The sequence below is a fragment of the Lacticaseibacillus jixianensis genome, from assembly GCF_003946485.1.
GTDB classification, from domain to species: Bacteria; Bacillota; Bacilli; order Lactobacillales; family Lactobacillaceae; genus Lacticaseibacillus; species Lacticaseibacillus jixianensis.
Genome location: NZ_RHOJ01000004.1, coordinates 26272 through 48130 on the forward strand (window position 1 = coordinate 26272; position 21859 = coordinate 48130).

Below are 21859 nucleotides of genomic sequence, written 5' to 3' on the forward strand. Positions count from 1 at the left end.
CTAGGCTAGCCATTCCGCTAAGTGCGCGAACCCTGCGCACCTTCTAACCGGCTAAGTGCGCGACCTCTGCGCACCTTGATAAAAAAATCCAAGCCATTACTGGCTTGGATTTTTTAGTACCGGTCCTTCATTGCCCGGGCAATTTCGCGGTTCTGATCCTTCTTCTTGAGGGATTCGCGCTTATCGTACAGCTTCTTGCCTTCCGCCACGCCGATCAGCACCTTGGCGTAACCGTGCTTCAGGTACATGCGCAGCGGCACCGCGGTCTTCCCCTGCTGGGTCAAGGCCGCCAGCAGCTTGGCAATTTCCTTTTTGTGCAGCAGCAGCTTGCGGGTGCGCAGCGGGTCCACGTTGAACTGGTTGCCCTCCTTGTAAGGGCTAATGTGAACGTTGACCAGCCACGCCTCGTTGTTGGTCACCCGGATGAACCCGTCGCGCAGGTTGGTCTTCCCGTCGCGCACCGATTTGATCTCGGTCCCGGTCAGGGCGATGCCCGCCTCGTATGTCTCCAGAATGTTGTAATCGTGCCGGGCCTTTTTGTTTTGGGCCAGTAGGTTATCGGGCTTCGGCTTCATTTTTTTGGCCATCGGCTCACCTTCTTTGGCTAATGTCTGTTTCCTTTGTTGCCGCCCCGGGTCGCGTGACCCTTGACTTGGCTCCCAATCGTGTTGCGGAACGGCTTCGGCTGGCCGGTCGGGCGCTTGGCGTTGTGCCGCTTACCGCGCTCACCAGGCTTCGGCGCCCCACTCTTGGGCTCCTCGCGCCGTGGCCCTCGCCGCGGCTGCTTTGGCACCTCAAGATCGGTGGTCGGCGTCTCGGCGGTTGGGACCAGCGAGAAGTCAACCTGCCGCTGCTCGACGTCAACGTTTTCAAGCTTGACGCGCACCGGCTGGCCAATGCGGAAGATGTGGTGCGTCCGCTCGCCGATCAGCGCCATCTGGCTTTCCAAAAAGCCGTAGTAGTCGTCGGTCATGCGGGTGATGTGGACCAGCCCTTCGACGGTGTTCGGCAGGGCCACGAACATCCCAAAGCCCGCCACCCCGGAAACCACGGCGTCGAACTCTTCGCCGACCTTGTCCGCCATGAACTCGGCCTTCTTCAGGTCGTCCACGGCGCGCTCGGCGTCCACGCTATGACGCTCGCGCGTAGAGGCTTGCGCCGCAATGTCCGGCAGCTTCTCCGCCCACTTGGTCTGCACCGCATCGCCGGTGCCTTCCGCCGCGTAGGTGCGGATCAGCCGGTGCACGACAAGGTCAGGGTACCGGCGGATCGGGCTGGTAAAGTGGCAGTAGTACTTGGCCGCGATGCCGAAGTGGCCCAGCGGCTCGTCCGAGTAGCGCGCCTGCTTCAGGCTGCGCAGCATCTTGACGTTGACCATCATTTCTTCCGGTGTGCCCGCCACTTCGGTATTGACGTTTTGCAGCATCATCGGGGTGACTGGCTGCCCCTTTTTGATTGGGACCTGAAGGCCAAAGGTGGCCAGAAAATCAACGAAGTCCTTGATGCGGTCCTCGTCGGGGGTTTCGTGGACCCGGTACAAGAACGGCACGTGCATGCGGTTGTAATGCTCCGCCACCGTTTCGTTGGCCTGCAGCATGAAGCTTTCGATCATGCGCTCGGAAATGCCGCGCTCGCGCAGCACGATGTCGGTCGGGTGACCTTCTTCGTCCACGATGATCTTGGCTTCGTTTTCTTCGAAGTCAATGGCCCCGCGGCCGTGGCGCATCTTGTAAAGGATCTTGTGCATCTCGGCCATGAGCTTTAGCATCGGGACCAAGTCGCCGTATTCGGCGGTCGCATCGGGATCGCCGGCCAGCACCTGGTTGACCTTGTTGTAGGTCAGCCGGCCGTGGGAGCGGATGATGCTCTGGTAGATGTCGTGGCTAACCACGTGGCCCGTCGCGTCGATCTCCATATCGCAGGACATCGCCAAGCGGTCAACGTCCGGGTTCAGCGAGCAGATCCCGTTGCTGAGGCGGAACGGCAGCATCGGGATCACGCGGTCGACCAAATACGTCGAGGTCCCACGCTTGTAGGTCTCCTGATCCAACGGTGAGCCTTCAGTGACGTAATAGGACACGTCGGCGATGTGCACGCCCAGGTGGTAGTTGCCGTTCGGGAGCTTCCAGGCCACGACCGCGTCGTCGAAGTCCTTGGAGTCGTCCCCGTCGATGGTCACGACCGGCTGGTCCGTGATGTCGCGGCGGCCAAGGCGATCCTCGGCCGTGACGTGATCCGGAATCGCGTTGGCCTGGGCCATAGCGTCATCCGGGTAGTCAACGTAAATGTCGTTGGCCAGCACCAGGGACATGATGTCGACCCCAGGCGCGTTCTTGTTGCCAAGGTTTTGCACCAGCAGCCCCACCATGCTGGCCGGGCGGTCGGCGGTGGGAAATTCGGTGATTTCGGCCATGATCATGTCGCCAAGCTCAGGCACGGTCCCGTTATCTTTGATGTAGATCGGGTAGCGGGCAAGTTTTTTCTCGTGGCTCGTCACTGTGCCGATGAACCCAGTGCGGCGGTGCTCTGCGTCAGACAGTGGGGCATACTCGCCCACGATCCGCGTGTTCTTGCGGGCCAGCACCTTGACCACGGCGCCCTCGGGACCGCGGGAGTCGCCAGGGCGCGCCTGGTGCACCACGGTCACTGCGACCGTGTCGCCGTCCATGGCGAACTTGGTGTTCGGCGGCGCGATAAACATATCGTTGTCCTGGCCGTCGATGGCAACAAAGCCGAAGCCCTTCTCGTTGCCGTGAAACACCCCTTCAAGCTGCTGGGGCTTGCCGCCGAGCTGGTAGCGCTGATTGTCATCCTGGTGGATCAGGTCATCGTTTTCCAGACCCGCAAGCGCCTGGACCATCAGCTTAAAGTCCTCGGCAGCATTCAGCTTCAAAGCGCGGTTCAGCGACGTGGTCGAGAATCCGACCTGCGGATTGCGGCGAAACGTCGCCAGTAATTCATTTCTTAAGTGGCCGACTGTGGTCATATATGTCCCTCGTTTTCTTTTGCACAAAATGTTTCAGATACCGAATAAGCGGCAGTCGCTTAGGCTCACCGCTGCAAGGCGCCGCCTCGAAAAAAAGCCCCCTGTTCACCAGGAGACCTTCGTTAGTGGGATGCTAGATACACTAAGACGAGCGAGAAGGCGAAGAAAAGGACGCCTAACACGACGGTCACCTTTTCCATAAACGCTTCAAAGCCCCGCGATTTTTGCTTACCGAAGAGGTCAGTGGCGCCGCCGGACAAAGCGCTCAAGGCGTCTTGCTGCTTGCTCGGCTGCATCAGGGTGGCGATCACGATGAGGATCGAATCGATTATAAGTAAATTCGTAAAAAGACTCTGCAAGTTTTTCCCTCCCTTGCAAATGGTTACTAGAAATAGGGTATCACAAAGCGGCGGTCAAGACCAGCCATCTTTGGCTTTGCCGCGTGGCACGAGCAGCGGTTTTGCCGGCGGCCGCTTTATTCGTCCGCGCGTTCGGCCAACTGTGCGGCCAGCTCGTGCAGCCGTTTGCGCACCGCCGCGCGCTTGCTGGTGTCAGTCAGGATCACCAAGGTATCGCCGCCGTGGATGACCGTGTCGCCGTGCGGCAGCACGCTGTCTTCCCCCCGGCGGATCGCCATCAGCAGGGTCTCTTTGGGCCACATGAAGTCGCGCACCGCCATGCCGTCCAGCACGCTGCCGGCGTACACCGGCAGCTCCAGCCGGTCCATGCGGTGGATGGCCTCCAGGCGATTTTGCGTCGTCATGCGCCGCAGCAGCGACTCGTAGATCGGCGCGCCGCCCAGCAGATCGACCACCACGTAGGCCACCAGGGCCAGCACCGCCATCGCCATTAAGTTGGTCAGGTTGCCGACCATCTCGGTGATCAGCAGGATCGCGGTGAACGGCGCCTTGCCGATACCGGCAAAGTACCCCGCCATCGCAAAGATGATCAAGTTGATCTCATAGATCCGCGGGAGCCAGCCCACGTTGGCCATGAACACCGCGTACACGGCGCCGATGACCGCCCCCAAGGACAGGATCGGCAGGAAGATGCCGCCGGGCAGCCCGGAGCCGTATGACACCATCGAAAACGTGAACCGCAGCAGGAAAATGACGACCAACACGCCGAGCGCCGGGATGCTGTGGTTGAAGCCGGTGATCAGCCCGTTGCCGCCGCCCAGCACGGCCGGGTCGATCAGCCCAATCGGGATCACCAGCAGAAACGGCACGAGCCCTTGCAGCGCCCGCGGGATGTGGGTGTAGCTGAACAGCTTGGGCATGGCGAGCAGCGCCTTTTGGTAGGCCAACCCGAGTACACCGAGCAGGACCCCAAGCAGCAGCAGGTGCCAGTACAAGGTGATCGGCAGCGGCCGCGAGTAGATCAGGTGCAGCACCGGCACCTCGCCGAACACGTACAGCGAGATGAAGTTGGCCCCGACCGCGCTGGCAAGGCTAGTGATCCAGACCAGCGGACTAAAGTTGTGGTAGACCTCTTCCAGCACGAACATCGTCCCGGCGATTGGCGCGTTGAAGGCCGCGGCCAGCCCACCGGCCGCCCCGGCCGCGATCATGATGCGCCGGTCGGCCCCGTGTTTCTTGAACCCTTGAGCCACGCCTTGGCCAACCGCCGCGCCCAGCTGGATCGACGGCCCTTCCCGGCCCAGAAACAGGCCAGGGCCGATACTGACGATCCCCGCGACGAACTTCTTCCACAGGATCGACCACCAGGAGAACTCCATTTCCCCCTGCAGCTGGCCTTCGACCTGCGGGATCCCTGACCCGGAAATATTCGGCTCACTTTTCAGCAGCCAGGCGACCCCCAGCCCCGCCAGCACGCTGGCCAGCACGATCAGGGCGATCAGCCCCGGCGTCGCGCCGCGGTACAGCCCCTGCATCACGGCCAGGATCCGCTCGATCGAAAAGCGAAACGCCGCCACCACGCCGCCGGTCAGCAGGCCGACGAGCAGGCCGAAGAGCACAAATTTGAGCCGCGTGGGGTCAACGGGATTCGCACTAGGCTTTTGCATGACACACCTCCAAAGAAACTGACTCCATTATACAACAGCAAAAAGGCCCGCCAGAAGCGGACCTACTCTTGCCGCAACGACGGTTCGGTGAACCACAGCAGGATGAAGTTCAGCAGCAGCAGCGCGGCGGTGGAAATGAAGACCACGTTGTAGTTGAACAACCCGCCCAAAAAGCCGCCGACGAGCCCGCCAAACATGTTGCCCAGCGCCTGGAAGGACTGGTTCCAGGAGAAAATGGCCGAGGTGGCCGACGCCGGTGAGTTCTTGGTGAGCAGCGTCTGAATCGTGGGAAACAGCGCCCCGTCTGAGATCCCGATGGCAAAGCGCAGGACCCCCAGCACGACCACGCTGGTCACAAAGCCCTGCGGGAAGTACATGATCACCGCAAACAGGTAGCCGGCGATCAGCACCTTACCGGAGCCGTGCTTATCGCCGTAATCGCCCAGCCGCGGGGCGGCCAAAATGTTCGACAGCCCCGGCAAGGCAGCAATGATGCCGGCCACCAGCGCGTAAGGCCCGGCGTTGTGCATTAGTTCCTTGATGTACAGGCTGACGATCGGTGAAATGGAGGCGTTCCCCAGCTGCACGATCATGGTCGACACCAGCAGCACAATGATCAGCTTGGGGTTGGCAAACTGGCTGAGCAGCCCCTTGAGGCCCGGCTTGGCCCCTTTTGTTTTGGCCACCGGCACAAAATACTCCTTAACGAACAGGCCCGAAGCCAGCCCCGCGATCAGCAGCAGCGTGGCCGTGATGAAGAAGGTCACCCGGATCGACATGAACTGCGCCAGCAGCCCGCCGATCACCGGCCCCATCAGCATGCCAGAAGTCGACCCGGTGACCAGCGTCCCCAGGGCCTTGCCGGCGTGACTGCGCGGGGTCTGCGAGGCGATCAGCGCCTGCGCGTTGGAGATGAAGCCGGAGAACAGCCCCTGCAGCGCCCGCAGCGCGATCAGCTGCCAGACGTTGGTGACCAGGCCCATCAGGAACATCGCCGCCGCCATGCCGACACTGGCCCGGATCAGCATGATCTTGCGGCCCTTGCGATCGGCCAGCGCGCCCCATAACGGCGACACGATCGCCGTCACCAGGAAGGTCGCCGCAAAGACTAGGCCGGAGTAAAAGGAGACCTCGGCCTTGCTGAAATGGCCCAGCTCGGCGACGAACAGCGACATGAATGGCGTGATTTCAGAAAACGCCACGCCGGCAATGAAGGTGCACCCCCACAGAACGCTGAGGTTGCGCCGCCACGGGCTCTTTTCTCGCTGCTCTTCATCCATTTTACCATGCTCCTTTCGCGTCGCTTTTCAGATAAAAACAAGCATATACCAGTTTGCAGTCAAAATGTGAAGAATTTGTGAATATTGGCTGGCTGACCGGAAAAATGTGGTCGCTGCCCCAGCCCGCCATGCCGGTGGCCGAAACGCAAGTCGGGCTCCGGTCTGGTAACGGCCGAGTGCCCTGCGACGCCCGAGCAGCTAGCTACGCTTAAGGCCTCGGCGCTAAAAACCAGCGCCAATGCCCTAAGCTATGATCAGCTTGTAGCGCATTGCGCGTACAAGCTGACATGCGTAGCGGCCTAGCTGTCGGGCTAAGTGCGCGAACTCTGCGCACCGTACTTCAACTGAGCTCCGAGTTCGCAACGCCCGAGCATCTAGCTACGCTCTAGGCCTCGCCGCTAAAGACCAGCGGCAATGCCTGGAACTATGATCAGCTTGTAGCGCATTGCGCGTACAAGCTGACATGCGTAGCGGCCTAGGCGTCGGGCTAAGTGCGTCGACCCTGCGCACCGTGCTGCAACTGAGCTCCGAGTTCGCAACGCCCGAGCATCTAGCTACGCTCCAGGCCTCGCCGCTAAAGACCAGCGGCAATGCCTGGAGCTAGGCTAGCTGTCGGGCTAAGTGCGCGAACTCTGCGCATCTTATATAAAAAAGCCCCCACCACCGCAAAAGGTGATGAGGGCCTCTGCCAGGTGCGCCGGGTCCCTGAGGACGGCGCACCTTAACGTTGGATTAGACTAGTCGATCGCCTTAACGTTGTAGAAGGACTTGCGGCCCTTGTACTGCGCAGACTTGCCGAGTTCGTCTTCGATCCGCATCAGCTGGTTGTACTTCGCGATGCGATCGGTGCGGCTCATTGAGCCAGTCTTGATCTCGCCGGCGTTGGTTGCAACAACCAGGTCAGCAATGGTCGTGTCTTCGGTTTCACCGGAACGGTGGGAAACAACGGCGGTGTAGCCGGCTTCCTTAGCCATTTCGATGGCTTCGAAGGTTTCGGTCAACGTCCCGATCTGGTTAAGCTTGATCAGGATGGAGTTGGCAACGCCCATGTCGATCCCCTTCTTCAGGTAATCGGTGTTGGTAACGAACAGGTCGTCGCCGACGATCTGAACCTTGTCACCGAGCTTGGCAGTGAACTTCTGCCAGCCTTCCCAGTCGTTTTCGTCGATCGGATCTTCGACAGAAACGATCGGGTACTTGTCGATGTAGGTCGCAAGCAGATCGATGAATTCGTCGGTCGTGTACGACGTGTCAGGGTCAGACCACTTGAGGGTGTACTTCTTGGTCTCTGGGTCGTAGAACTCAGAAGAAGCAACGTCAAAGGCGATGGCAACGTCTTCGCCAGGCTTGTAGCCGGCCTTTTGGATGGCTTCAACAAGCAGCTCGAAGGCTTCCTCATTGTCCTTCAGGTTAGGCGCAAAGCCGCCTTCGTCGCCGACGGAAGTGATGTCGCCCTTTGCCTTCAGCTCTGCTTGGAGGGCGTGGAAGGTTTCAGAACCCATGCGGATCGCTTCGCGCATGGACTTCGCACCAACAGGCATGATCATGAATTCCTGGAAGTCAACGGTGTTCGTGGAGTGCGCGCCACCGTTCAGGACGTTCATCATTGGTGTTGGCATCACGTGCGCGTTAGGGCCGCCAAGGTACTGGTACAGCGGCAGACCAACTTCGGAAGCAGCAGCGCGGGCTGCGGCCAGGGAAACGCCCAAGATGGCGTTGGCGCCAAGCTTACCCTTGTTCGGGGTGCCGTCAAGGTCGATCATGGTCTGGTCGATCAGACGCTGCTCGGTGGCATCCAGGCCGATGACAGCCTTGGAGATCACGTCGTTGACGTTAGCAACGGCCTTCAGAACACCCTTGCCGCCAAAACGGGACTTGTCGCCGTCACGCAGTTCAACGGCTTCGTGTTCACCGGTGGATGCGCCTGACGGAACAAGCGCACGGCCGAAGCCGCCGTCTTCCGTGTAAAGTTCAACTTCAACAGTCGGGTTGCCACGAGAGTCGAGGACTTCGCGAGCCAAAACATCTGTAATAATAGACATATGTTTTCTCCTTTTGTGCCTGATACAGGCAGGTTTTATCGTAATTAGTTTACCACCGCAAAGCTGCGGTATTAGTCCTGGTAGTTAGCCAGGGCAACGAAGCTTTCTGGATCCATCGATGCGCCGCCGACAAGGCCGCCATCGATGTCAGGCTTCGCCATCAGTTCCTTGACGTTGGCTGGCTTGACCGAGCCACCGTAAAGGATCCGCACTGCGTCAGCCGTTGCGGCATCGTACAGCTTTGCAACGATCGAGCGGATGTGCGCAACGACTTCCTGCGCCTGGTCAGCAGAGGCAGTCTTGCCCGTGCCGATGGCCCAGATTGGTTCGTACGCGATCACGCTGTTTTTAACGTCTTCCGCAGAGATCCCGGCCAAAGCGGCTTCAACCTGTGAAGCGACCCAGTCGTTCGTCTGGCCAGCTTCGCGCTGCTCAAGGCTTTCGCCGCAGCAGATGATTGGCAAAAGACCGTTCTTCAGGATGGCCTTGGCCTTCTTGTTGATGTCCTGGTCAGTTTCGTGGAAGTAGCCGCGGCGTTCGCTGTGGCCGATCACGACGTAGTCCAGGCCCATGTCCTTAAGGGCTTTCGGGCTGGTCTCGCCAGTGAAGGCACCCGCATCTTCGAAGTAGCAGTTTTCTGCTGCGGTCTGAAGCGGCGTCCCGTTGGCGCCGGCAACCAGCGTGGTCAGATCGATCGCCGGTGCGGCGATAACGGTCTGGACTTTGCTGGATTCAGGGAGCTTGCCCTTAACGCCGTCCAGGAATGCTTGTGTTTCTTCCGGGTTCTTGTTCATTTTCCAGTTCCCGGCCATGATTGGTGTGCGCATAATTAACTTCCTTTCAAAGCGAGTTTACTTGTCGGAAATTGCCGCGATCCCTGGCAGTGTCTTACCTTCCAGGTATTCCAGGCTTGCGCCACCGCCAGTGGAGATGTGGGTGATCTTCGGCGCGATGCCAAGCTGCTTTGCGGCAGCGGTGGAATCGCCACCACCGATGATCGTGGTTGCGCCGGCCAAGTCGCCAAGCGCAGTCCCAACTTCCAGGGTACCCTTGGCGTAGTTAGGCATTTCGAACACGCCCATTGGCCCGTTCCAAACCACCGTCTTGGCACCCTTCAGTGCGTCCTTAATGTCCTGAACGGACTTCGGGCCGATATCAAGGGCCATGTAGCCATCAGGAATTGCCCCTTCGACGACCTTGTGAGGCGCATCGTTGGAGAACTCGGTAGCGACCACGTTGTCAACTGGCAGCAAAAGCTTGTCGCCGGCCTCGTCCATGATCTGCTTAGCAAGCTCGATCTTATCCTTTTCAACCAGTGACTTGCCGATGGACAGGCCCTTGGCTGCGTAGAAGGTGTAAGTCATGCCGCCGCCGACGATGATCTTGTCAGCCTTAGGAACCAGGTTGCGGATCACGCCGATCTTGTCGGAAACCTTCGCGCCACCCAGGATGGCAACGAATGGGCGCTTCGGGTTTTGAACCGCGTCGCCCAAGAACTTGATTTCTTTCTCCATCAGGAAGCCTGCAGCAGCCTGAGGCATGTTGGAGGCAATGCCGACGTTGGAAGCGTGGGAGCGGTGAGCGGTCCCGAACGCATCGTTGACGTACAGGTCACCCAAGGATGCCCAGTACTTGCCAAGCTCTGGATCGTTGCCGGATTCCTTCTTGCCGTCAAGGTCTTCGAAACGCGTGTTCTCCATGACGAGCACGTCGCCGTCGTTCATCTTGGCGATGGCGTCTTCCAGTTCCTTGCCGCGGGTTGCCGGAACAAACGTTACCGGCTTCTTCAGCAGTTCGGAAAGACGCTCAGCAACCGGACGAAGACTCAGCTTAGCCTTGTCTTCTTCGGTCTTTACTCGGCCCAGGTGTGACAGCAGGATCGCCTTGCCGCCGTGGTCGATCACGTATTGGATCGTTGGCAGCGCCGCGACGATACGGTTGTCATCACCGATGACGCCGTCTTTGATCGGCACGTTGAAGTCAACGCGGATCAGGACTTTTTTGTCCTTCACATCAAGATCAGAAACGATCAATTTAGCCATTGAATAAAACCCTCCTAAAAGTTGGAATGCTGTCGGCACATTCACCCGCCCAGAATGGACTAGGTTTGCCCTACCAAACGCGCGGTTTGGCACGGCAAGCCCAGCCCATGCGGCCGGGGGAATGCACGTGTGTGATTTCACACATTCTGTCATAAAAAGAAGGCGGAGGGAGATACTCCCTCCGCCCCCTTCATAACGGTTGAAATTAGCTAAACTCTAAGGTTTTAAATTAGAGGGTCGCGAACTTCAGCAGGGTACGAATCATCTGGCAAGTGAAGCCATATTCGTTGTCGTACCAAGCAACCGTCTTAACCAGCTGGTAGTCACCGGCGGTCGTAACTTCGGTCTGGGTAGGGTCGAAGATTGAGCCGAAGGTCGTGCCAATAACGTCGGACGAAACGATCTCGTCAGCGTTGTAGCCGAAGCTAGGGTTGCCGTCAGTGTGCTTCTTGATGGCTTCGTTAACCTGATCAGCCGTAACGTTCTTGGTCTTCAGGATGGAAACCAATTCGGTCAGGGAACCGTCAACAACGGAGACACGCTGTGCGTGGCCCTGAAGCTTGCCGTTCAGTTCTGGGATAACGATGCCGATCGCCTTAGCCGCACCAGTTGAGTGAGGGATGGTGTTAACAGCAGCAGAACGCGCAGCGCGCAGGTTGCCACCGCGAACAGGGCCGTCAAGCAGCATCTGAGTGGAGGTGTAAGCGTGAACCGTCGTCATGGTACCAACTTCAATGCCGAATTCCTTGTTCAGGAAGTAAGCCATTGGTGCCAAGCAGTTGGTCGTGCAAGAACCGGCAGAAACGATCTTGTCGTCTGCGTCCAAGGTGTCATCGTTAACGTTGTAAACGATGGTCTTGATCTTGCCAGCAGGTGCGGAAATCAGAACACGTTCTGCGCCGGCATCCAAGTGAGCCTGAGCCTTTTCAGCTGAGGTGTAGAAGCCTGTGCATTCCAGAACGTACTGAACGCCGTCGTTCTTAACCCAAGGAATGTTCTGAGCCTGAGGTTCAGCATAAACGCGGTATTCCTTGCCGTTAACAACGATACCGTTGTCGGTAGCGCTGACTTCACCAGGGAATGTGCCGTGAGTAGAATCGTACTTCAGCAGGTGAGCCAACATCGCTGGGCTGGTCAGATCGTTGATCGCAACAACTTCGATATCGTTGCTCTTTGCGCCCAATTCGAAGATGCGGCGGAAAGCCAAGCGACCGATGCGGCCAAAACCATTGATACCAATTTTAACAGTCATGCTAAAATTTCCTCCTTTAGGAAATAAGAGTTTTATTCTAACGGGTTTCCCCAGTTAAAATCGCATTTGAGGCGCCGACGTCCGTGATAAGCCACGTCCGGCTCGGCGCATTTTTCATGTATGCTGCGATGGCTTTGGCCTTGGAGCGGCCGCCTGCGACAGCAAACACATAAGGAATATGATCGAGATCCGGGATCTGAAGGCCGATTCTTGGGATCTTGTAGATGACGTTGCCTGATGCATCGAAAAACGTGCCAAATGTTTCTGAAACTGCATGTTGTTCCCGCAATTTTGTGATCGCTTCCGGTGACATCGACCGGCGTTTCGCCATGACCAACGCATCACCTATACTATGTATCACAACCTGGGCATTGTCAATTAATTGAAGCACCGCTTGCACCGAGGGCTCACGGAGCAACGGCTGGTAAGTTTCCGCGCTGACATTTTCTGGAATGTACAAGACGCGGTACTGGCTGTCCGTCGCTTCCGCCATGCTGGCGGCCACGGAATTGGCCTGAATGGCGACGGCCTCACCGACCCCGCCACGCGCCGGCACGAAGGTTAGCTCACGGCCGGCAGACAGCTTATAGCTCATCTGCTGCGCCACGCGCGCCATGGTCGTGCCGCCCATCACGGCGATCGTCAAGCGGCCGCTGGGGAGGATCATCTGCAGCGTCGAGTTTAACTCTTTGCCCATCTCATCCATGACCCGGCTGCTTTGATCGGCATCCCCACTGACGATCAGGCAGTGGTCGATGCCGAGCTTCTCAGCGAGGCGTTTCTCGTCTTCCTTGAACCCGAGCAGCCGGTTCATAAACTGCTCAAGGCCTTGAAAAACATCAATTCCTTGGCTGGTAAGGACCATTCCAGACTTTGAACTTTCGATCAGGCCCTGCTTACGAAGAAACTCGGTCTCCGTGCGTAGGACCCGTTCACTCAACTTCATCTGCTCGGCCAGCGCCCGTCTGCCGACCGGCGCCATCCAAGAGATGAACTGGAGAATCTGATACCGTTTGGTGATCACGCCCATGAAATCCGGGGCGATTGCTTCGATCCAGGCGAACTCAGAATGCATCACTCATTGTCCTTCTTGTGGGTCGGTTTGTGTCCTACCGTGTCACCTGATGACCCGGTAATGGCAAAAAAATTTTGGGCCCCAAATCTTTCCTGGTCACCCTTACCAACGTTTTCTATTATAGCCACCCGCTGAAAACGGTGCAAGCGATTTGCTCAATTGCCGAAAACTCTTCCAATTATGGAAGAATGTGCGAAGAGCGTCCGGCTTTTTTCGGAAAGAAACCGGTTGCCATTTTTGGATCAGGCATTCTCAATCGGGCTTATTCGCCTCGCCGCTCACGCTTTTTTCATCTTTTGCTGGTCGCGTGCAGCGGATGCTGAGCTGGCCGGGCCGTTTGTAAGAGCCCACCGATGAGGCTGTAAAACCAGCGGGCCAGGGTTCGACCCAGCCAAGTGGCGCACATATCGTTAGATGACGGCGCGCAGTGTAATCAACCTGTAGCCATTTGCCGCGTTCAGGGTGCCATGAAGAGAGGCTAGCTGGCCCGCTAAAACCGCGGACTCGGCGCACCTTAACTGGGCTTCGAGTTCGCAACGGGGGAATGGTCAGCTACGCCTGAGGCCTCGCCGGCAAAAGACGCCGGCAATGCCTCAAGCTAGGCTGCCCATCCCGCTAAGACCGCGAACTCTCCGCACCTTCTAACTGGGCTTCGAGTTCGCAACGGGGGAATGGTCAGCTACGCCTGAGGCCTCGCCGGCAAAAGACGCCGGCAATGCCTCAAGCTAGGCTGCCCATCCCGCTAAGACCGCGAACTCTCCGCACCTTCTAACTGGGCTTCGAGTTCGCAACGGGGGAATGGTCAGCTACGCCTGAGGCCTCGCCGGCAAAAGACGCCGGCAATGCCTCAAGCTAGGCTGCCCATCCCGCTAAGACCGCGAACTCTCCGCACCTTCTAACTGTGCTTCGAGTTCGCAACGGGGGCGCATCTAGCTACGCCCCAGGCCTCGCCGGCAAAGTACGCCGACAATGCCTGGAGCTAGGCTAGCTGTCCCCCTAAAACCGCGAACTCTACGCACCTTCAAAAAAAGCACCCATGCTTTCACATGAGTGCCTCAATGAAAATTACTTCTGGTCAGCCTTGCTGGTCAGGATGTCGTCGATCAAACCGTAGTCCTTGGCCTCCTGAGCGGTGAGGTAGTTATCACGCTCGGTGTCCTTCTTGATCTTAGCCTCCGTTTGGCCAGTGGCGTCAGCCAAGATTTTGTTCAGCTTCTTGCGGGCCTTCAAGATCTCCTCCGCGGCGATCTCGATTTCCGTTTGCTGTCCCTGGGCACCGCCAGACGGCTGGTGGATCAGGATCTCGGAGTTGGGCAGCGCGAACCGCTTGCCCTTTGCCCCGCCAGCAAGCAAGACAGACGCCATGGACGCCGCCATGCCAATGGCGATCGTCTGCACGTCGGCGTGGATCAGGTTCATGGTATCCAGCATCGCCAGCCCAGAGGTGATCACGCCACCAGGACTGTTGATGTAAAGGTAGATGTCTTTATCAGGATCTTGCGCGTCCAAAAACAGGAGTTGAGCAATGACTGAGTTTGCCACTTGGTCGTTGATCTCCCCGGACAGCATGATGATCCGGTCTTTAAGCAGACGCGAGTATATGTCATACGAACGCTCGCCGCGGCTGGTTTGTTCAATAACTGTCGGAACTAACATAGCGGAACCTCCTCACGAGTCTTAGCACTCTTTAAAGTACAGTGCTAAGCTTAGCACTAACGTCAAAAAAGGTCAAAGACTTTGACCAAACTTTTATTGCAGAGCCAGTTTAGCATACTCCCTCCGCCGATGGGCAGATGAGTCCCTGTTTTTGTTTAAAAAAAAAACGCCAACGATTGGCGTTTCTGGGTTTCTTCTGCGCAGCCCGGGAGTCGAACCCGGATTTCGAGAACCGGAATCTCACGTGCGATCCATTACACTAACCGCGCAAGTACTCAATTATTCTACAGGAGCCGCGCCAAAGATGCAAGGCCCCACGGCAAAAACAAAAGGTGCGCCGCGTTGGCCCACCTTTTGTGCTACTGAAGCTCTTCGTCTGGGATCGCCGCCAAGTGTTCATCGACCGAGTCGACCTGGGCTTTGATGGCATCGTAGACTTCATCGGGAAACCGCAAGTAGGTCATGCACGAGCCCACGTGTTCATAGATTTCATCGCGCATATCCGTCGCCTTTTTGGTCAAGCTGACATCCACGCGCCGTTCGTCTTGGGCAGAGCGCTTGCGTGAGATCCACCCGTCCTTTTCCATGCGCTTCATCAGCGGGGTCAGGGTGCCAGAATCCAGGTTCAGGGTCTGGCCGACTTCCTTGACCGACATGGTGCCGTGCTCGTACAGCGAAAGCAGCGTGATGTACTGCGGATAGGTCAACTTGTACTTCGCTAGGGCCTGAGAGTAGAAGTGGTTAAACTGCTTTTGCGCCTTGTAGATAGAGAAACACAACTGTTCATTCAAACGGATCGGTTTAGTCATATGCTCGCCTCCATTGACGTCATATCAATCTCTATTATCGAGCTTATTGTAGACGATTTAATTAGGTAATGGAAGTCCTAACTTTCGGCGGGCTGCTGACTGCCCTCAGCAATTTGATTCAACTTGCGCAACCGGTGATTGATCCCGGACTTGGAAATGACCCCGCTGGGGACCATTTCCCCCAGCTCCTTCAAGGACACGTCCGGGTGCGCCAGCCTGAGCTCTGCGATTTCCCGCAGCTTGGGCGGCAAGCCCTCAAGCATGCCGTGACCTTTCAGGTAGTTGATATTTTCGATCTGTTTTTGGGCGGCATCGATTGTTTTGTTCAGATTCGCCGTCTCGCAGTTGACCAGCCGGTTAACGGAGTTGCGCATGTCGCGGACGATCCGCACATCCTCGAACTTCAGCATGGCGGTCGTCGCGCCGATCACCTGCAGGAAATCCGCGATTTTCTCCGCCTCTTTCAGGTAGACGATCCAGCCGCTGCGGCGCTCCACGGTGCGCGCGTTGAGGTTAAAATCGTTCATCATCTTCAGCAGGCCGTCGTTGTGGTCGCGGTACAGTGAGTAGATCTCCAGGTGGTAGCGCGAGGTCTCGGGATTGTTGACCGAACCCCCGGCCAAAAAGGCGCCGCGGAGGTAGGATCGCTCGCGCTGCGGCTCATCGAGGATCTTTGGTGACACCGCGGTGCGGATCGTCATGTCGCTGCCGTCAAGGATCTCAAGGTCTTCCAGCACGGCGTTCACGCCGGTGGCCAGGCGCACCACGTACTGATTGTTCTTCTTCAGCTTCATCTTCCGCCGCACGATCAGATTGGCCTCGTGGTGGTACACCTGGCGGATCAGCCCGTAGATGCGGCGGGCGATCGCCGGGTTTTCCGTCTGGACGTTCAGCACGAACTGGTGGTCCTGGATGGCCACGCTGCCGTTCATGCGGATCAACGCCGACAGCTCCGCCTTGGCGTGTTCGGGGTGGACCTCAAGTTGGGTCAGTTCTTTTTTTACCGTACTCGCAAAACTGGCCATTAGTTCACCGCCCTCTTTTTTTCATCGTCCCGACTTGAAACGCCAGGTTCAAGATCTCAGAAGCCACCTTGTCGCCGTCGTGGAAGACGCCGCGGTCGCGCAGCTTGAGGAAATCAGCCGAGATCACGCGGCAGCCCAGATCGCGCAGCCCCTGATAATCAGGCCGCACCGGCACCAGGATCTCGTTGTACTTCTGCTCGTCGAGGTAATTTTTCGGCACCGGCGCGATGTTCACCAGGACCGTGTCCACAAAGTTGGCGCCGAGGTGCTGATTGAGCACGCGCACGTGGTCGGCATCGGTGAAGTGCTCCGTCTCCCCTTTTTGGGTCATGATGTTGACGACGTAGATGACCTCGGCCGAGGTAGCCAACACAGCCTGGCCCAGATTCTTGATCATCAGGTTCGGCAGCACACTCGTGAACAGACTGCCGGGCCCCATCACGACGACATCCGCCGCCATGATCGCATCGACCACCTGCGGCATGGCCTCAGGGGCCACCGCATCGTCCGTGTCGGTGACCCAGACCCGCTTGATGTGCTTGCCCGCAGCCGTGATCTCGGCCTCGCCGGACAGCGTCGTGCCGTCGCTGAACGCGGCGTGCAGGGTCAGCGGGCGGTTGCTGGCGGGATAGACGTGCCCATCGACCTTCATCATCGACGACAGGGTCTGCACGGCTTGGAAGATGCCGCCGCCCATTTCGGACAGCGCGGCAATGATCAGGTTGCCGATCGCGTGGCCGGCAAAGAAGCTGTCCCCGCTATCAAACCGGTACTGAAACACCTGTTTTTCCACTTCTGGCAGGTCGGACAGGGCCACTAGCACGTTGCGAATGTCGCCAGGCGGCACCACGTTAATGTAGTTGCGGATCACGCCGCTTGAGCCGCCATCATCAGCCACGGTGACCACCGCGGTGACGTCCGCGTTTTGCTCGCGCAGGCTCTTAACGATCACCGGCAGGCCGGTCCCGCCCCCGATCACGACGACCTTGGGCCGCCGCCCGCGGATCACGCGGATCGTTTTGGCTTCATTGAGGGTCATGAGCGGTTCACCGTCGCTTTCCGCTTGTCCACGTCGCGGTGGGTGATGTCGACGGGGTAGCCCGCCGCCTGAAACGCTTTGCCCACGCGCTCGGTAAAGGCCACGCTGCGGTGCTGGCCGCCGGTGCAGCCGATCGCGATCGTCACGCTGCTTTTACCCTCTTTTTGGTACTGGGGCATGATGCTGGCGAGCATGGTGTAGAACTGCTGGTAGAATTGCTCCGCCGCCGGGTTGTCCATCACGTAATCGTAAACTTCCCGGTCGCGGCCGTCGCGGTCCCGAAACTTCTGGACGTAGTAGGGATTGGGTAAGAAGCGCACGTCCATGACGATGTCGGCATCGATCGGCAGCCCGTACTTAAAGCCGAACGACATCACTTCCAGGTGGAAGGTCGGATGATCCGCCGACTTGAACGTCACAAACAGCTTCTCGCGCAGCTGCCGCGGCGAAAGGTTGGTGGTGTCGATCACGATCTGCGCCCGGTTGCGCAGCTCCGTCAACAGGCCACGTTCTTTTCTGATGCCGTCCATCAGCCGGCCCTCTTGCGCCAAGGGATGGCTGCGGCGGGTCTCCTTGTAGCGCGACACCAACTCGGCGTCCGTCGCGTCAAGGAACACAATTTTGGTGGTCACAAACGCAGTGTTGTCTAGGTTCGCCAGCATGTCGTTGATCTGGTCGTAAAACGCATGGCTGCGCAGATCGATCACTAGGGCGATCTTCGTGATTTTGCCGCTTTCCTTGACTAGCTCCCAGAACTTAGGGAGTAAAGCGGGCGGCATATTATCCATGGTGAAGTAGCCCAGGTCCTCAAACGACTGCATGGCGACGGTCTTGCCGGCGCCAGACATGCCAGTGATCACCACGAGATTCAAAGTCTCTGCCATCGTATCCCTTCTTTCTTGGTCCATTGTAGCATGCCGGGCGTGCCATCAACAGTCCTGGCGTGTCGGCCGGTCAAAAACAGTGATTCCCGCCCTTGGTAACTGGGCTAAGAGCAAGGCTTCTGCGTACCTTGGCTAATCGGGCGGCGAGCTCGCAACGCGGGAGTGGCCAGCTACGCCTGAGGCCTCGCCGCCCATCCCGCTAAATGCGCGAGCTCTCTGCACCTTACAAAAAAGCGCCGCCCCCTTTAGGGCGACGCATCGATAATCCTGCTTAAATTTGCCGCCGGGCGAACGCGACCAAGATCGCGTTGAGTCCCAGGATCAGGAAGTCCGCAGCCAGCAGCACGATCATGCCGACCGCGGCCACGACCGGCTGCATGATCAACAGCAGGCTGACGATTACCGCAAAGACGTCAAGGACCAGCGTCAGAATGAACCAGCCCGTGCCGGCACTGCGCATGTGCCCCGCGTTGATCAGCCCCGCGACACTGTCGATCAGGAACCAGATGGCGAACAAGTACGCCAACGTGATTGCCCCCGCCTGAAGATCGAACAAGAAAACAATGCCCAGCAGGATGTCCAAGACCCCGGCCACCAGGCTGACCCAGGATAAGCCGCCCGTCAGCGCCCGCAGCCGCGAGAAGCTAGCGAGCGTCGCAATGCCGCGGATGATCGCGACTAGCGCGAAGAGGAACGTCAAGGCCGCCATCGTCGCCCCCGGATGATGCAGGACGACAATGCCGGCGATGATGAGGGCCACCCCCGTGAAAAGCTCGCCCCAGTCGAAGCCAAAATGAGTTTGTCTAAACATATCTGCCACCTCTTGAGTCAATCATACTGGCCGGTTTAAGAATAGACAAGCAAAACCCGCATGGCTACCCTTCGGCGGCCTGGGCTGCCGCCCTGGCCTTGTCCCGCTTAAGGATCGGGCCGAGGTACTGGCCCGTGTAAGAGGCCTTGACCTTCGCCACGGTCTCCGGCGTTCCGGTCGCGATGACCTGGCCGCCGCCGTCGCCGCCTTCCGGCCCAAGATCGATCAGCCAATCCGCCGTCTTGATGACGTCAAGGTTGTGCTCGATCACCAGCACCGTGTTGCCCTCATCGACCAGCCGCTGCAGGACCTCAAGCAGCTTGCGGATATCGTCCGTGTGCAGCCCGGTGGTCGGCTCGTCCAAAATGTAGAAATTACGGCCGGTGGAGATCTTTTGGAGCTCGGAAGCCAGCTTCATCCGCTGCGCTTCGCCCCCGGACAGGGTCGTCGCGCTTTGGCCCATCTGGACGTAGCCGAGGCCGACGTCCACGATGGTTTGCAGCTTGCGCGCGATCTTGGGGATCGCCGCGAAGAACTTCACCGCCTCGTCGACGGTCATGTTGAGCACGTCGGCGATGCTCTTGCCCTTGTACGTCACTTCCAGCGTGTCGGAGTTGTAGCGGGTGCCGTGGCAGACCTCGCAGGGCACGTACACATCTGGGAGGAAGTTCATCTCGATTTTAATGATCCCGTCGCCCTTGCAGTGCTCGCAGCGGCCGCCCTTCACGTTAAAGGAGAAGCGGCCTTGCGTGTAGCCGCGCAGCTTGGCCTCATTGGTTTGGGCAAACAAAGCCCGAATGTCATTGAACACACCGGTGTAGGTTGCCGGGTTGCTGCGCGGGGTGCGGCCGATCGGACTCTGGTCGATGTCGACCAGCTTCTCAATGTTCTGCCAGCCCTGAAGCTTCGTGTACTGACCCGGCTTTTCCGAGTTGCGGTACAACTTCTGCGCCAGCGCCCGTTTCAGGATCGAGTTGACCAGGGTCGACTTACCGGACCCTGAGACCCCGGTCACCCCAATGAACTTGCCCAGAGGGAAATCGACGTTGATGTGCTTCAGGTTGTGCTCCGCCGCACCTTCCAGCCGGATCACCTTGCCGCTGCCGGCGCGCCGCTTAGCCGGCACCGGAATAAACTTCTTGCCGGCCAGGTACTGCCCCGTCAGCGACTTCCGCGAATGCATCACCTGCTTAGGCGTGCCGGCAGCCATGATGCGGCCGCCGTTGTCGCCGGCACCAGGGCCGACGTCGATGAGGTAATCCGACGCCAGCATCGTGTCCTCATCGTGTTCGACCACGATCAGGGTGTTGCCCAAATCGCGCATCTTTTTCAGTGAGGCGATCAGCCGGTCATTATCGCGCTGGTGCAGCCCGATCGACGGCTCGTCAAGGATGTAAAGCACGCCGGACAGGTTCGAACCGATCTGCGTCGCCAGCCGAATGCGCTGCGCTTCCCCCCCGGACAAGGTGCCGGCGGACCGCGACAAGGTCAGATAGTCCAGCCCCACGTTCTCCAGAAACGACAGCCGGTCGTCCACTTCTTTGACGATGGGCTTGGCGATCACGGCCTGGGTCGGTGTCAAGTTGACGCTTTGGAAAAACGGCAGCGCGTCCTTGATTGAAAGCGCCGAGGCCTCGGCAATGTCCTTGCCGGCGACCTTCACCGCGAGGGCCTGCCGATTCAGGCGCTTGCCGTGGCACACCGGGCAGACCAGCGCGGTCATGTACTGGCGCATTTGGTCGGAGCCAAACGGCGAATTGTTCGACCGGTAGCGGCGTTCGATGTTCGGCAAGACCCCTTCAAACGGCACCGTGACGTCGCGCACGCCGCCGAAATCGGAATCCGCGTGAAAGTGGAACGGTTTGCCGTGGCTCCCGTTCAGGACAATGTCCCGCTGGCGGTCGGTGAGCTTGTTGAACGGCTTGGCGATAGGAATTTTAAACGCCTTGCAGGCCTGCTCCAGCATGGCCGGGTAGTACGTCGAGGTGGCCGAGTACCATGCCGCAATGGCCCCCTCCTGGATCGACTTGGTGGGATCAGGCACGACTAAGTCCACGTCGACGGTAAGCTTTTCGCCGAGGCCATCGCACTCCGGGCAGGCCCCAAACGGCGCGTTGAAGGAAAACAGGCGCGGCTCCAGCACCCCAATGGTGAACCCGCAAAGTGGGCAGGCAAAGTGCTCGGAGAACACCAACGGTTCGCCGCCGATCACGTCGACGTTGGCGTAGCCGTCAGCCAGCCGCAGCGCCGCCTCAAAGGAGTCAAACAGCCGCGAGCGGTTGTCGGCATCCCCGTGCTTGACCACGATGCGATCGATCACGATATCAATGTCGTGGTTCTTGTTTTTATCGAGCTCGACGCTCGCCGAGGCGTCCATGATCTCGCCGTCCACGCGCATGCGCACGTAGCCCTCGCGGACGATCTTCTCGAGGACCTTCTTGTGGCCCCCCTTCTTGCGCCGCACCACCGGCGCCAGGATCTGAATGCGGCTCTTATCCGGCAGCTTCTGCACCCGGTCGACCATTTGTTCCACGCTTTGGCTGGAGATCACTGTCCCGTCATTAGGGCAGATCGGCGTCCCGATCCGCGCCCACAGTAGGCGCAGGTAGTCATTGATCTCGGTGACCGTCCCCACCGTCGAGCGGGGGTTCTTCGACGTGGTCTTCTGGTCGATCGAAATGGCGGGACTCAGCCCGTCGATCGAGTCCACGTCCGGCTTATCCATCTGCCCCAGGAACTGACGGGCATAGGCCGACAGACTCTCGACGTAGCGGCGCTGGCCCTCTGCATACAGCGTGTCAAACGCCAAGCTCGACTTACCCGAACCACTGAGCCCGGTCATGACGACCAGTTTGTTTTTCGGGATCGTCACGTCGATATTTTTCAGGTTGTGGGCTCTTGCCCCGTGGATCACAATTTTATCGTTCGCCAT

General features: G+C 58.7%; 17 protein-coding genes and 1 tRNA gene. All 18 read right to left on the reverse strand.

From position 1 onward, the window contains the following. Nucleotides 1-113 precede the first annotated feature (113 nt). A complete protein-coding gene (gene smpB / locus EKM85_RS02890; protein WP_125584770.1) occupies nt 114-587 on the reverse strand; it encodes an SsrA-binding protein SmpB in 474 nt (157 codons plus the stop codon). A gap of 17 nt (nt 588-604) precedes the next feature. Continuing rightward, nucleotides 605-2986, reverse strand: a complete 2382-nt coding sequence (rnr, locus tag EKM85_RS02895; RefSeq protein WP_125584771.1) for a ribonuclease R — start codon at nt 2984-2986, stop codon at nt 605-607. A 122-nt stretch (nt 2987-3108) separates the two neighbouring features. Next, nucleotides 3109-3345 (reverse strand): preprotein translocase subunit SecG, encoded by a 237-nt coding sequence (gene secG, locus EKM85_RS02900; protein WP_125584772.1) that lies wholly within the window; start codon nt 3343-3345, stop codon nt 3109-3111. A gap of 116 nt (nt 3346-3461) precedes the next feature. Further along, nucleotides 3462-5012, reverse strand: coding sequence for a ClC family H(+)/Cl(-) exchange transporter (locus tag EKM85_RS02905; RefSeq protein WP_125584773.1), 1551 nt, complete (start codon nt 5010-5012; stop codon nt 3462-3464). Nucleotides 5013-5074: 62 nt separating this feature from the next. Continuing rightward, nucleotides 5075-6292, reverse strand: coding sequence for an MFS transporter (locus tag EKM85_RS02910; protein ID WP_125584774.1), 1218 nt, complete (start codon nt 6290-6292; stop codon nt 5075-5077). A 737-nt stretch (nt 6293-7029) separates the two neighbouring features. Next, the gene (eno, locus tag EKM85_RS02915; RefSeq protein WP_125584775.1) at nt 7030-8334 is read right to left on the reverse strand and encodes a phosphopyruvate hydratase; all 1305 of its coding nucleotides are present in this window, start codon (nt 8332-8334) and stop codon (nt 7030-7032) included. Between the two features lie 71 nt (nt 8335-8405). Further along, nucleotides 8406-9161 carry a triose-phosphate isomerase gene (gene tpiA / locus EKM85_RS02920; protein ID WP_125584776.1) on the reverse strand — a complete coding sequence of 252 codons (756 nt, stop codon included), beginning with the start codon at nt 9159-9161 and terminating at the stop codon, nt 8406-8408. A gap of 24 nt (nt 9162-9185) precedes the next feature. Further along, nucleotides 9186-10376 (reverse strand): phosphoglycerate kinase, encoded by a 1191-nt coding sequence (locus EKM85_RS02925; protein ID WP_125584777.1) that lies wholly within the window; start codon nt 10374-10376, stop codon nt 9186-9188. 229 nt (nt 10377-10605) lie between these two features. Next, nucleotides 10606-11628 carry a type I glyceraldehyde-3-phosphate dehydrogenase gene (gap, locus tag EKM85_RS02930; protein ID WP_125584778.1) on the reverse strand — a complete coding sequence of 341 codons (1023 nt, stop codon included), beginning with the start codon at nt 11626-11628 and terminating at the stop codon, nt 10606-10608. A gap of 37 nt (nt 11629-11665) precedes the next feature. Continuing rightward, complete coding sequence (locus EKM85_RS02935) at nt 11666-12703, reverse strand: sugar-binding transcriptional regulator (protein ID WP_125584854.1); 1038 nt, start codon at nt 12701-12703, stop codon at nt 11666-11668. Between the two features lie 1065 nt (nt 12704-13768). Beyond that, nucleotides 13769-14359: an ATP-dependent Clp endopeptidase proteolytic subunit ClpP gene (gene clpP / locus EKM85_RS02940; protein ID WP_125584779.1), complete on the reverse strand. Its 591-nt coding sequence runs from the start codon at nt 14357-14359 to the stop codon at nt 13769-13771. A 197-nt stretch (nt 14360-14556) separates the two neighbouring features. Then, nucleotides 14557-14628, reverse strand: a tRNA-Arg gene (locus EKM85_RS02945). 90 nt (nt 14629-14718) lie between these two features. Next, entirely contained in the window at nt 14719-15168 is a 450-nt protein-coding gene (locus tag EKM85_RS02950) for a MarR family winged helix-turn-helix transcriptional regulator (RefSeq protein WP_125584780.1), read from the reverse strand. A gap of 77 nt (nt 15169-15245) precedes the next feature. Further along, nucleotides 15246-16193 carry a DNA-binding protein WhiA gene (whiA, locus tag EKM85_RS02955; protein WP_125584781.1) on the reverse strand — a complete coding sequence of 316 codons (948 nt, stop codon included), beginning with the start codon at nt 16191-16193 and terminating at the stop codon, nt 15246-15248. A 4-nt stretch (nt 16194-16197) separates the two neighbouring features. Next, a complete protein-coding gene (locus EKM85_RS02960; protein ID WP_125584782.1) occupies nt 16198-17232 on the reverse strand; it encodes a gluconeogenesis factor YvcK family protein in 1035 nt (344 codons plus the stop codon). Further along, a complete protein-coding gene (rapZ, locus tag EKM85_RS02965; protein ID WP_125584783.1) occupies nt 17229-18116 on the reverse strand; it encodes an RNase adapter RapZ in 888 nt (295 codons plus the stop codon). Before rapZ ends, EKM85_RS02960 begins: the two co-directional genes overlap by 4 nt. A 271-nt stretch (nt 18117-18387) precedes the next feature. Continuing rightward, entirely contained in the window at nt 18388-18927 is a 540-nt protein-coding gene (locus tag EKM85_RS02970) for an HdeD family acid-resistance protein (protein ID WP_125584784.1), read from the reverse strand. Nucleotides 18928-18991: 64 nt separating this feature from the next. Further along, on the reverse strand, nt 18992-21859 hold the full coding sequence (gene uvrA, locus EKM85_RS02975) for an excinuclease ABC subunit UvrA (RefSeq protein WP_125584785.1): 2868 nt from the start codon (nt 21857-21859) through the stop codon (nt 18992-18994).